At 49.8% G+C, this 12,939-nt stretch carries 8 protein-coding genes; 7 read left to right on the top strand and 1 reads right to left on the bottom strand.

The genetic code is table 11. The features are described from left to right. Positions 1 to 47: 47 nt before the first annotated feature. Positions 48 to 380: a tRNA-binding protein gene (locus FDX14_RS14470; RefSeq protein ID WP_079225965.1), complete on the bottom strand. Its 333-nt coding sequence runs from the start codon at positions 378 to 380 to the stop codon at positions 48 to 50. A 150-nt stretch (positions 381 to 530) separates the two neighbouring features. Here FDX14_RS14470 and ebgR point away from each other — a divergent pair, with 150 nt between their 5' ends. The 7 genes from ebgR to FDX14_RS14435 all read left to right on the top strand — a co-directional run bounded on the left by ebgR (position 531) and on the right by FDX14_RS14435 (position 12,905). Further along, positions 531 to 1,514 carry a transcriptional regulator EbgR gene (gene ebgR / locus FDX14_RS14465; RefSeq protein WP_061382479.1) on the top strand — a complete coding sequence of 328 codons (984 nt, stop codon included), beginning with the start codon at positions 531 to 533 and terminating at the stop codon, positions 1,512 to 1,514. A gap of 189 nt (positions 1,515 to 1,703) precedes the next feature. Beyond that, positions 1,704 to 2,150: a beta-galactosidase subunit beta gene (locus FDX14_RS14460; protein WP_079225964.1), complete on the top strand. Its 447-nt coding sequence runs from the start codon at positions 1,704 to 1,706 to the stop codon at positions 2,148 to 2,150. Between the two features lie 157 nt (positions 2,151 to 2,307). Beyond that, positions 2,308 to 5,454 carry a glycoside hydrolase family 2 TIM barrel-domain containing protein gene (locus tag FDX14_RS14455; RefSeq protein ID WP_079225963.1) on the top strand — a complete coding sequence of 1,049 codons (3,147 nt, stop codon included), beginning with the start codon at positions 2,308 to 2,310 and terminating at the stop codon, positions 5,452 to 5,454. 96 nt (positions 5,455 to 5,550) lie between these two features. Beyond that, entirely contained in the window at positions 5,551 to 7,050 is a 1,500-nt protein-coding gene (locus FDX14_RS14450; protein WP_137349715.1) for an APC family permease, read from the top strand. 133 nt (positions 7,051 to 7,183) lie between these two features. After that, a complete protein-coding gene (ygjJ, locus tag FDX14_RS14445; protein ID WP_137349714.1) occupies positions 7,184 to 8,260 on the top strand; it encodes a protein YgjJ in 1,077 nt (358 codons plus the stop codon). 44 nt (positions 8,261 to 8,304) lie between these two features. Then, positions 8,305 to 10,656 (top strand): alpha-glucosidase, encoded by a 2,352-nt coding sequence (gene ygjK / locus FDX14_RS14440; RefSeq protein WP_137349713.1) that lies wholly within the window; start codon positions 8,305 to 8,307, stop codon positions 10,654 to 10,656. Between the two features lie 230 nt (positions 10,657 to 10,886). Beyond that, entirely contained in the window at positions 10,887 to 12,905 is a 2,019-nt protein-coding gene (locus FDX14_RS14435) for an NADPH-dependent 2,4-dienoyl-CoA reductase (protein WP_137349712.1), read from the top strand. Positions 12,906 to 12,939 lie beyond the last annotated feature (34 nt).

Raw genomic sequence — 12,939 nt, 5'->3', positions numbered from 1 at the left:
TCCTTTGTAGGCTCAGGCGTAGCCGCCATCCGGCAGAATCACACAACTCACACAATGCGTACGCCGGCTGGCATCATCCGTTCTGGCGTTAACAGCACGCTTTCACTACCGTCGTCGGTTTCCGCACACAGCAGCATGCACTCTGATGTCTCACCGCGCATTTTGGCCTTTTGCAGATTACACAGCACCACCACCGTTTTGCCCATCAGCTCCTCTTCGCTGTAATAAGGCACCAGACTGGTGACGGTTTGCAGCGTATGCCCTCCCACATCCACCTGCACGATGTACAACTTATCCGCATTGTCATGGCGCTTCACATGCGCGATTTTTCCGACACGTATTTCCATCCGGGCGAAATCAGCAAACGCAACGTTATCCATCCGACCTCCTTTCTGGTAAAATTTTACTAAAAAATAGCACGGTATTTATGAAACACAAAGGGCGATGAATTTACTAAAAACAGATGCATCTCATATCGCTTCCTTTACAATAAATACCCCATGCGTCGAAGGGTGGTATGAAAGGCACATATGGCAACACTTAAAGATATAGCAACGGAAGCTGGCGTTTCTCTGGCAACCGTATCCAGGGTTTTGAATGATGACCCCACTCTGAATGTGAAAGAGGAAACCCGGCATCGTATTCTGGAAATTGCGGAAAAGCTGGAATACAAGAGCAGCTCATCCCATAGAACGCAGGTTAACATCGTCAACCAGCATCACATCCTTGCGCTCTATAGCTATCAACAGAAGCTGGAGATCAACGATCCGTACTATCTGTCGATACGCCACGGAATCGAAACCCAGTGTGAGAAGCTTGGTATTGAGCTAACCAATTGCTACGAGCATCATAGTGTCCCCGCCATCAAAAAACTCACCGGCGTGCTGGTAGTCGGGAAGGCCAGTGAGGTGATATGCCATACCGCTACTTCCCTGACGGACAATATCTGCTTTATCGATTTTCAGCCGCCTGGCGGTAAATATGACTTTGTTGATACTAATCTGACGCAGATTAGTCAGGAAATTATCGACTTTTTCATTCAGCAAGGTGCAACGCGAATTGGTTTTATCGGCGGCGAAGATGTGCCTGGTGAAGCCGATATTCGCGAGGTTGCCTTTGCGGAATACGGCAGGCTGAAAGGGGTGGTATCCGAATCGGATATTTATCGTGGCAGCTTTTCCAGCGCTTCTGGCTATGAACTGGCGAAAGAAATGCTGGCCAAAAAAGATTACCCGTCTGCGCTGTTCGTGGCTTCAGACTCTATCGCCATCGGTGTGTTGCGCGCGATTCATGAAAAGGGGGTCAGCATTCCGGAACAGATTTCCCTTATCAGCATCAACGATATTCCTACCGCACGCTTTACCTTTCCTCCGCTTTCAACCGTGCGCATCCACTCAGAGATGATGGGTATCCAGGGGGTAAATCTGCTTATCGAAAAAGTTCGCGATGGCCGGGTTTTACCGCTTCAGGTCTATGTTCCGAGCCAGCTAAAACTACGTGGCACTACCCGTTAAGCCTCATTTACCCGACGCCATCGTCGGGTAAGCCTCTTCTGTCGTTACCTGCCAAATATCTCCATTTCGTGATCAAGTTAAAGTAAATCAACTTCGTCTATTTTATTTAGTAAAACTTTTACTAAAATGATTACCATACTGCGATGTCACCTGGGTTGTTGATCAAGGTTCTGTGCATAAGGAAGAAAAATGAGAATTCTCGATAGCTTCGAACTGTTCCAACAACATGCGCATACACAACATCGGTGGCAAAGTTGTGCCGATTTGTTGGATAGCGCCAGAGACATCACGCCAGGCATTGTCTATTCACGGGGAGATGTCCTGAACTACGACGTACGATTTGATAGTACAACGGATGCGCTTTTTACCGGACATCGTCGTTACGTTGAGGTGCATTGCTTTTTACACGGAACCCAGAAAATCGAATATGCGGCGAAAGCGCAGCTCCAGCAGGTCGATTGCTACCGAGAGGAAACTGACCGTGAATACCTGAGAGGTTTAGGACAAACCGTACAGGTGCAGGAAGGGCAAATTATTATTTGTGACAATAATGAAGCGTATCGATTCATTACACATGCCATGGTTAAAAAATTGGTTATTAAAGTCATGGCCAACGCGTTAGTACAACTGGTGTAACCCTTATTTTCGTATCACTTTTCGGCAGTAAGTTATCGCTTATTTTCATCTGCCGTCACAATGAAAGATCGTTAAATATTTTCGTCGGTGATGTATTAAATTAAGAAATACACACCACAAATAATATATTAAATTCTTTAAGATCTGGAGATATATTATGAGTGTCGTTGTCTCTGACAAACAGCATATTGCTGCTTTATATGCCGAACGCGATCATGTCCCTGCGGTTCTGGAAGATCATCGAATTAATGGAATCAACAAGGAGCCACCGCGGCCTTATCTATTTCCGTTTACCAGCACCTGGCAGGCAATAAAAAACATTCCTACAGAAGCCAGTAATTATCTGTCTTTGAATGGGGTCTGGAAATTCCATTGCGCAAGCAATCCGCGCTCAAGACCCAAAACGTTTTATCAAGAAAACTATGATGTTTCCGCATGGGATACCATTCAGGTTCCGGGCAACTGGGAAGCACAAGGCTTTGATAAGGCAATATATATTGACGAACGTTTCCCTTTCACCACCCAGTGGCCGGAAATCCCGCGCGACTATAACCCGGTCGGTTCGTATCGCCGTACTTTTAACCTGGACAACAGTTGGACCGGTCGTGAAGTCTTCCTACAGCTAGCTGGTGCCAGAACGGCCTCATTTGTCTGGATAAACGGTCAGCGCGTAGGTTATACCCAGAATGCTAAAAACCCTGCTGAATTTAATATCACCCCTTACATTAAAGCGGGCGAAAACACCATCGCGCTGGAAATTTACCGTTGGGCCAACGCCAGCTACGTGGAAAAACAAGACATGCTGGATATGTCTGGCCTCGAACGTGAGGTATTCATTTATTCCACTGATAAAACACGCATCTATGATATTTATTGTAAACCAGAATTAAATGAAGAATATACGCAGGGTATATTCAGCGTTAGCATCAATCTGAAGCATTATGACCACCAACCTGTCGAACTCTTACTAAATGCAAAATTGCTGGATGATTCCCATGATTTCTCTGTATTAATCGATAAAGATCAATCATTCATCCGTAACGGAACAGAGCAGCAGTTTAGTTTCGCTGATAAGGTTCAGGCTCCTCGTCTTTGGAGTGCAGAAACCCCGAACCTATATACATTATTAATTACCCTGACTAACCCGCAGGGTGAAGTGATCGAGGCGACCAGCCATAAAATAGGTTTTCGCAAAGTACAAATCATCAACAGCCAGCTCACCGTCAACGGTAAAGCAATTAAGATCAAAGGGGTTAACCGCCACGAGCTGCACCCTACCCTCGGTCATGTTCCGACCGAAGAAAATATGCTGACTGATATTCGATTGATGAAAGAGCACAATATCAATGCGGTCCGCACCAGCCATTTCCCCTGCCATTCTCGCTGGTATCAGCTATGCGATGAATATGGCATCTATATTGTTGATGAAGCCAATATTGAATCACATCCGCTGGCATTAAAACCTGAAACGCAAATCGGCGATACCGAATCCTGGATCCCTGCTCACCTGGATCGCGTCCAGGCGATGGTTGAGCGCGACAAAAATCACCCCTGCGTTATCGTCTGGTCGATGGGCAATGAAGCCGGAACCGGATGTGTTTTTGAAACGCTCTATCGGTGGATAAAAGAGAAAGACAACAGCCGACCGGTACAGTATGAACCCGCTGGCGAAGCGTATTACAGCGACATTGTTTGCCCAATGTATCCCACGCTTGAGCGATTAGAGCAGTTTGCCTGCAAGGGCAGCGATCGTCCGATGATTATGATTGAGTACGCGCATGCTATGGGAAACTCTGTGGGCATCCTGCGTGATTACTGGAACATTATCGACGCGCACGACAATCTGCAGGGCGGTTTTATCTGGGAGTGGATGGACCATGCGCTGGAATTGACCAACGAACGCGGTCAAAAATATTGGGGATACGGTAAGGACTATCACCCGGATAAACCCAGCGACGGCAACTTTATGAATGATGGGCTGATTGCGGCCGATCGCACGCCACATCCACATATGGCGGAAGTGAAAAAGGTGTACCAGCCCATTCGTTTTCACGCAACGGATCCACAATCTGGCGTATTTGAGATAGAAAATCGCTATGATTTTATTGCCTTATCTCATTGCGACATTCAGTACAGCATCATTGAAAACGGACACCAAATCGCCCACGGTAGCCTGGGCTGCTTTAACGTGAAGCCCGCGCAACGTCAGACTCTTCACGTCCCAGTGGAAAATCTCTCGCGTCAGGAAAACAAAGAATACCTCGTCACACTCAGCGCGGTTACCAAAGATGAAGTTCCGCTAATTGGCAGCGGATATGAAATTGCCTGGGAGCAATTCAGCCTAACGCCGCCGGCAGTTTTTCATCTCAGCCCAGAGGCAAACACCCTCACCTTATCTGTGCAAGAGACGCCGACATCCATTGATATCAGCAGTAACCTTTTCACTCTCGCGTTCGAGCGCAGCACGGGTCGAATGGCTCACTTGTCAGCCGAGGGGAAAGCGCTGATTCTTACCGGTATTGAACCCAATTTCTGGCGGGGGCTGACGGATAACGATCTGGGTGCCAAACTCTTCGATAAATCCGCGATCTGGCAAGACGCAGGCAAACTGCGCGAATTATCCAGCCTCATAATCGAGCAGCCATCCAGCCACACCGCGGTCGTCACTACCGAATTCACCCTCCCGACAGTCGACTGCAGATATACCCTGACCTGGACCATACACGCGACGGGAGAAATGCACATCAGCATTGACTTTATTCCAGCAGCCCGCGAACTCCCCCTTCTGCTACGCATGGGTTCACAGCTGACCCTGCCCTGTGAGTTTAAGTATATCCAGTGGTTTGGCCGTGGTCCGGTAGAAACTTATGCCGACAGAAAGGGAGCCAAAGCGGGTATCTATGGTGGAACAACCTGGGAGCAATTCCACGCCTACCCCAGACCGCAGGAAAGCGGTAATAAAACGGATGTTCGTTGGGTGCGCATCGTCAATCATGACGGGTTCGGCCTCGAAGCGATTGCCGACGGGCAGTTACTTAACACCAGCGCCTGGCCTTTCGCCGCAAGCGAGCTCGATTTTGTCGCTGATAATGATGGCAGTAGCGCATCGGGATTAACGCCGTTATCGCATAAACATGGCGTTGATGTGCAACCAGCAGACATAACCACGTGGAACATCGATCTGGCGCAAATGGGGACGGGTGGGCAAAACTCATGGGGTTCTTTACCTCCCAAAGATTACCAACTACCGGTACAACCTTATCACTATGCGTTTTATTTACGCATCGTGCGTCCTGATGTGTAAGACCATTTTATTAACACCCTTTTCGAATGTCCTTTTACGGACATTCGAAATTTTTTCAAATAAAACTATTTTAATACACGAATAAAGGGATATGGTATGTCTGAAAAATCCGATGCAAGATATCAGATGTCTCTAATAACATTCTTGTTTTTCTCCATTGCAGGAGGAGGGTTTGTTCTTAAAGGCGTTGTGAGTCAATACACCGACTGGGGATATAACTCCTGGTTATTATATGCCTTTGCCTCATTATTTTATGCAATTCCCTATACATTCATGATCATTGAGCTTTCATCGATTAAAAAGCTGCGTGAATCTGAAAGTGGGTATCAGACATGGTTGAACCTGATTCTAGGCAGAAAATTGGGGTTTATCGCCGGTTTCTTTTACTTTTATGTCAATATTTTTTATTTTGTCGATCTGCTGCCTAATATCATTACCTATTTTATTTACACCTGTACCAGCGACGTAGCCTTTGTTACCCAATTAACCAACCAGACCTGGTTTAAACCGGTGATCAGTATTACTTCGATTGCGCTGTTCTGGCTGGCGACATGGGTATCAATGAAAGGCCCCAAATGGCTATCGCGGGCACTTTCATTCTCTGGTTACGCTGGGTTTGCTTTAACCATGCTGTTCATCATTGCCGCAACCTGGAAGTTATCTTCCGGCACGGTGACTTTTAACGGTACGCCGATTGCGCCTGAATACTTACAGCACATTGACCTGTCGTGGTCCAAAGTAGCCTCCATGTCCTGGGCTCTCCAGTCGTTGGGCGGGCTGGAAGCACTGGCCGCTTATAAGCGAAATATCCGTGGTGGTGATCGTAACTTCAGAACCGGGCTAATTCTTAACGTCTTTATTTTCTCCGGTATTATTGTAATTTCATCAATCCTGATGAATTTCATTTTACCTGCTGAACAGGCTTCCAATCTCGGTCTGTTATCCGCTATTTACGTCGCCTTCCAGCAGCTAGGGTTTCCTGACTGGTGGACCAATGTTATCGCATTATTCCTGATGATCACCACACTGTGTGGTTCCCTGATGTTATGGACTGCCGCGCCGGTCAAAATGCTGTTTGTTGATGCGCCAAAAGGCATTTTTGGCCATAAACTCTCAGAGGTAAACAGTGAAGGCACGCCAGTCAACGCCCTGAAAATGCAAGGCATTGTCGTCACAATCATCATTATTTTGTTTATGCTGGGCCAGTTTAACTCGGAAATGAACACCATTCTGGTGGCAGTGAAAAACCTGGACGGGGGTGCAGCAACGATTCCCGTGCTGTTTATGGTAGCAGGTTATATAAAGCTACGTATGCAGTCCACTCATCAGGATTACGCACGTGATTTTTACTTCCTCGGTAAAGGGCGTTTCTGGGCGTTATTATCCGTGGCACCAATCGTGATTATTTTCGCCGCGTCTACAGTAGCTGCATTAATCCCTGGGCCAGAGGACTGGAGCGCTAATTTTATGGGGTCATTAATCCAGCTTATTCTTGGCCCCGTCAGTATTATTGCCGTGTTCTATTATTGCAGCATTATGTATAACCGCTGGAGGATTAAAAACCCTAACGATAACTCACTCTTTAATAAAGTTTAAGACACCGTTTTAATCTGTAACGCCGTTATCTGAAGTCCTACCCTCCCGTTATGCAAGTAACAGGAGGGTTGCTTGTTGACTAAGAGATTTACAGTGAAAAAATAAAATAATTATCTTCTGATGGAATAGAAAGATGACACTTAATAAAAACACTTACAGGGCATTACTCGCCCTGGCCTTTTGTTGCTACCTTCCTTTGGCGATGGCGGAGGAAAATATTCCAGCAACACACGACGATACTAAAACACCAGAAATAACAAACACTACACCTTCATTTCGTTTTTATGGCGAAATGGGGGTGGGTGGTTATACGGCACTGGAGGGTGATTATAAAGGAAAATACGAAGACGGTACTTATATTGAAGGCGGCGTGGAGGGGCAATACGGGCACTGGTTTGGGCTTATATACGGTGAGGGCTGGACAGTACAGGCAGACCACGATGGCAATGCCTGGGTGCCCGATCATGGCTGGGGTGGTTTTGAAGGGGGGATTAACCGCTTTTGGGGTGGTTATCGAACCGATGATAAAACCGAAATTATTCTGAGCCTGCATAACGACTCTTCTCTGGACGATCTGCAATATTGGGCAGACTTCACGCCAGAGTTTGGTTATGAACTTCCCAATACTCGCGATATTGCCACGGCCGTCAAAGTACAAAACCTTAGCGGTGATTTCCGTTATAGCATCATCGCGACACCGGCTGGTCATACCGATGAAGATAAAGCATGGCTGCATTTTGGTAAATACGATCGCTACTCCGATAAATATATCTACCCTGCAATGGCAAACGGCTATATCCAGTATGACTTTATGAAAGATGTCACCTGGATGGGCGGGACAGAAATTACCGATGGCACCGGCCAACTTTTTGTCACCGGTTTTCTGACGCCGAACTTCGGCGCACGTGTCTGGCACCATACCGGACGTGGTGAAGGGCTGGGTAATCCGGGAACGGAAACCGGCGCGATGGTCAGCGCCATGTATGAGGCGTTTAAAGGTTTTTATCTCTCTACGGCCTACAGCTACGCGCAACACAACCTGGATAACGATCCCGACACAACCACATCCTATGCGCAATTTGGCATCTGGTACGAATATGGCGGCGGTAAATTCGCCACGGCTTTTGATAGCCGATTCAACCTGGGTAACAGTACTGACGATTCAGATAACAAAATATTCCTGATGCAGTATTACTACTGGGGTCATTAATTTCTCTGTTTATTTCGCTAAATGTGAAAAGGAGCTTCATTATTATGAAAAAATTATATTCGTTAACCCCGCTAGCCTGCGCATTATTATTTAGCATGTCAGCGCATGCAGCAACCGCCACCGATTTTAAAGATGTTATCGATCGCCACGGCGCACCTGAATATATGCGTGATACCAATAACGACAGCCATCAGCGCTTTAATCCATTCTTCGATCTGGGTTCATGGCATGGGCACCTGCTGCCAGACGGCCCAAATACCATGGGGGGCTTCCCCGGCGTCGCTCTGCTTACAGAGGAGTACATCAATTTTATGGCGACTAACTTTGATCGCCTGACGGTGTACCAGAGCGGTAAAAAAGTGGCCTTCGCGATGCAGGCGTACAGCATTCCGGGCGCGCTGGTACAAAAACTGACGGCCCCCGGCATCGAAGTTAACATGACCCTGCGTTTTGCGGATTCACACACTTCGCTGCTTGAAACCAGGATAACCAGTGATACCCCACTGGATCTGGTGTGGGATGGCGAGCTGCTGGAAAAAGTGGAGGCAAAAGACGGGAAGCCGACATCGACCAAAACCGTCGATGAAGAGTATCCGGATTATCAACGCAAAATCGTCGCCACTCGCGATGGTCTGAAAGTCACCTTCGGCAAAGTGCGTTCGACCTGGGATCTGCTTACCTCTGGCGAGTCAGAATATCAGGTGCATAAATCGCTGCCGATGAAAACGAAGGTCAGCGGTCATCGCTTCACCAGCAAGGCGCATATCAAAGGTTCAACCACGTTCTATACCACCTATTCACATCTGCTGACTTCACTGGAAGTCAGTAAAGAACAGGCGCAAATCCGCGATATTCTGGCGCGCCCGACTTCTTACATGCTCGCTTCACAACAGCGCTGGGAAGAGTACCTCAACAAAGGGTTAAACAATCCGGATGCCACGGCCGAGCAAACCCGCGTCGCGGTAAAAGCGATTGAAACCTTAACCGGTAACTGGCGCGTCCCGGAAGGGGCAGTAAAACACAATACCGTTACACCTTCCGTCACGGCACGTTGGTTCTCTGGCAACCAGACCTATGCCTGGGACAGCTGGAAAATCGCCTATGCCATGGTGCATTTCAATCCCGAAATTGCGAAAGACAGCATTCGCGCCCTGTTTGACTGGCAAATGCAGCCCAACGATCCCATACGGCCGCAGGATGCCGGTATGATCCTCGACCTGGTGACCTGGAATAAGATCCCGGAACGCGGCGGCGACGGCGGTAACTGGAACGAGCGTAACACCAAGCCGAGCCTGGCGGCGTGGTCGGTGATGGAAGTCTACAACGTTACCAAAGACAAGGCCTGGCTGGAGGAGATGTATCCGAAGCTGGTGGCCTACCACGACTGGTGGTTGCGTAACCGCGATCACAACGGCAACGGCGTACCGGAATATGGCGCAACGCGCGATAAAGCTCACAACACCGACAGCGGTGAAATGTTGTTTACGGTGAAGAAAGGTGACAAGGAAGAGACGCTCTCTGGATTGAAAAAATATGCAGAAGTGGTTAAAAGCGCTCAGTATGACAGCCTGAGCATTCCGGCGCAGGAAGCGGCTGGATGGGAATCGGGACGCGATGATGCGGCAGTCTTTGGTTTTATTGATAAAGATCAGCTAGATAAGTACGTAGCCAATGGCGGTAAACGTAGCGACTGGACGGTCAATTTTGCTGAAAACCGCGATAAAAACGGAAACCTGGTCGGCTATTCTTTGCTTCAGGAGTCTGTCGATCAGGCCAGCTACATGTACAGCGACAACCATTATCTGGCAGAGATGGCGACCATCCTCGGTAAAACACAAGACGCGAAACACTATCAGTCGTTAGCGAAGGAGCTGGCTGATTACATCAATACCTGCATGTTCGACCCTGGTACCCAGTTCTTCTATGACATCAGGATAGAAGATATTCCGCTGGCGAACGGCTGCGCGGGTAAACCGATCGTCGAGCGTGGTAAAGGGCCGGAAGGCTGGTCGCCGCTGTTTAACGGCGCAGCAACGCAGCCCCACGCGGATGCGGTGGTTAAGGTGATGCTCGATCCTAATGAGTTCAACACCTTTGTGCCGCTTGGCACGGCAGCGCTGACCAATCCGGCCTTTGGCCCAGACATATACTGGCGCGGACGCGTCTGGGTGGATCAGTTCTGGTTCGGGCTAAAAGGGATGGAGCGTTACGGCTATCGCAATGAAGCGTTAAAACTGGCGGATACTTTCTTCAGCCACGCCAAAGGCCTCACCGCTGACGGTCCGATTCAGGAAAACTATAACCCGCTGACCGGCGCACAACAGGGCGCGCCTAATTTCTCCTGGAGCGCGGCGCATCTCTATATGCTGTACAACGATTTTCTTAAAAAACAGTAAGCTGTGACATATCGCCGGATAGCGCTTCGCTTATCCGGCCTACCAAGGACACATTTTCACAGGCCGGATAAGGCGCTTGCACCGACATCGGGCAAATTCGTTCTCTGGCTCCACTCCTTTTTTGAATCCCATCACAATCACGGCATTCCCCTTTTCCCTTTTACGCTGCGACGGCTAAATTATTAACTCATCCGACCACATAACAATAATTTTACATACTGGACACGTTTATGAGCTATCCGTCACTGTTCGCCCCGCTCGATTTAGGCTTCACCACGCTTAAAAACCGCGTGCTGATGGGTTCAATGCATACCGGGCTGGAGGAATATCCCGACGGGGCAGAACGGTTGGCCGCGTTCTATGCCGAACGCGCCCGTCACGGCGTGGCTCTGATTGTGACCGGAGGCATTGCGCCAGCGTTATCCGGCGTGGGTATGGAAGGCGGCGCGGTGCTGAACGATACCAGCCAGCTCGCGCATCATCACGTGATTACCGATGCCGTGCATGACGAAGGCGGCAAAATCGCTCTGCAAATCCTGCATACCGGGCGTTACAGCTATCAGCCGCATCTGGTGGCGCCTTCTGCCATTCAGGCCCCCATCAACCGTTTTACGCCGCATGAACTGACGCACGATGAAGTGCTGCAGCTGATTGAGGATTTTGCCCACTGCGCGCAGCTGGCGCGAGAAGCGGGCTACGATGGCGTGGAAGTGATGGGCTCGGAAGGGTATCTCATCAACGAATTCCTGACCCTGCGCACCAATCAGCGCGACGACGAATGGGGCGGTGAGTATGCCAACCGCATGCGTTTTGCCGTCGAGGTGGTACGGGCAGTACGTCAGCGTGCCGGCAATGACTTTATTATTATCTTCCGCCTGTCGATGCTCGATCTGGTAGAAAACGGCGGCACCTTCGAGGAAACAGTCCAGTTGGCGCAGGCTGTAGAAGCCGCAGGCGCAACCATTATCAACACCGGTATTGGCTGGCACGAGGCGCGTATCCCCACCATCGCCACCCCGGTGCCGCGGGGTGCATTTAGCTGGGTGACGCGCAAGCTGAAAGGTCATGTGACGATCCCCCTGGTCACCACCAACCGCATTAACGATCCTAAAGTCGCCGATGACATTCTGGCCCGCGGCGATGCCGATATGGTGTCGATGGCCCGTCCGTTCCTCGCCGACGCCGAACTGCTGTCAAAAGCGCAAAGCGGACGAGCGGATGAAATCAATACCTGTATCGGTTGCAACCAGGCCTGCCTGGATCAGATCTTCGTCGGCAAAGTCACCTCTTGTCTGGTGAATCCACGCGCCTGCCATGAAACCAAAATGCCGATCGTTGCGGTAACTGTGCCGAAAAATCTGGCGGTTGTCGGCGCGGGTCCTGCTGGCCTCGCCTTCGCCATTAATGCCGCCGCGCGCGGGCATCACGTGACGCTGTTTGACGCCCATAGCGAGATTGGCGGACAGTTTAATATCGCCAAACAGATCCCCGGCAAAGAAGAATTCTATGAAACCCTACGCTACTACCGTCGGATGATCGACGTGACGGGCGTGACGCTAAGACTGAACCACATTGTCACCGCGCGCGATCTGGAAACTTTTGACGAGGCGATCCTCGCCAGTGGGATCGAACCACGGATGCCACCGATCGCGGGGATCGATCACCCTAAAGTGCTGAGCTATCTCGACGTCCTGCGCGATAAAGCGCCGGTGGGCAAACGCGTTGCCATCATTGGCTGCGGCGGGATCGGCTTTGATACCGCCATGTATCTGAGCCAGCCAGGCGATCCCACCAGCCAGAACATTGCTGAGTTCTGTGTGGAATGGGGGATCGACACCAGCCTGCAACAGCCTGGCGGCTTACGCCCTGAAGGTCCGCACTTATCCCGCAGTCCGCGTCAGATAGTGATGTTGCAGCGCAAGGTCAGCAAACCGGGGCAAGGTTTAGGTAAAACGACGGGCTGGATCCATCGCGCCACCCTGCTCTCACGCGGCGTGAAAATGATCCCGGCGGTCAGTTACCAGAAAATTGATGATGATGGGTTACACGTTGTGTTGAACGGCGAACCAGTGATCTTTAACGTGGATAACGTGGTGATTTGCGCCGGACAAGAGCCACGCCGTGAGCTGGTCGAACCGCTCCACGCGGCAGGTAAAACGGTGCATCTAATCGGCGGCTGTGACGTGGCCAGTGAGCTGGATGCGCGGCGGGCGATTGCACAGGGGACGAAGCTGGCGCTGGCTATTTAGGATCCATTCATAAGCTACGTCGGTGATATACCCA

Origin of the sequence: Citrobacter sp. wls710 (genome assembly GCF_005281115.1) — a bacterium.
GTDB classification, from domain to species: Bacteria; Pseudomonadota; Gammaproteobacteria; order Enterobacterales; family Enterobacteriaceae; genus Citrobacter; species Citrobacter werkmanii.
The sequence above is the reverse complement of the archived record's forward strand: the minus strand, read 5'-3'. Positions and strand labels throughout refer to the sequence as shown.

Excerpts from the sequence above, each read along its gene's own strand:
- FDX14_RS14470 (WP_079225965.1), bottom strand. The coding sequence starts at position 380 with ATGGATAACGTTGCGTTTGCTGATTTCGCCCGGATGGAAATACGTGTC.
- ebgR (WP_061382479.1), top strand. The coding sequence starts at position 531 with ATGGCAACACTTAAAGATATAGCAACGGAAGCTGGCGTTTCTCTGGCA.
- FDX14_RS14460 (WP_079225964.1), top strand. The coding sequence starts at position 1,704 with ATGAGAATTCTCGATAGCTTCGAACTGTTCCAACAACATGCGCATACA.
- FDX14_RS14455 (WP_079225963.1), top strand. The coding sequence starts at position 2,308 with ATGAGTGTCGTTGTCTCTGACAAACAGCATATTGCTGCTTTATATGCC.
- FDX14_RS14450 (WP_137349715.1), top strand. The coding sequence starts at position 5,551 with ATGTCTGAAAAATCCGATGCAAGATATCAGATGTCTCTAATAACATTC.
- ygjJ (WP_137349714.1), top strand. The coding sequence starts at position 7,184 with ATGACACTTAATAAAAACACTTACAGGGCATTACTCGCCCTGGCCTTT.
- ygjK (WP_137349713.1), top strand. The coding sequence starts at position 8,305 with ATGAAAAAATTATATTCGTTAACCCCGCTAGCCTGCGCATTATTATTT.
- FDX14_RS14435 (WP_137349712.1), top strand. The coding sequence starts at position 10,887 with ATGAGCTATCCGTCACTGTTCGCCCCGCTCGATTTAGGCTTCACCACG.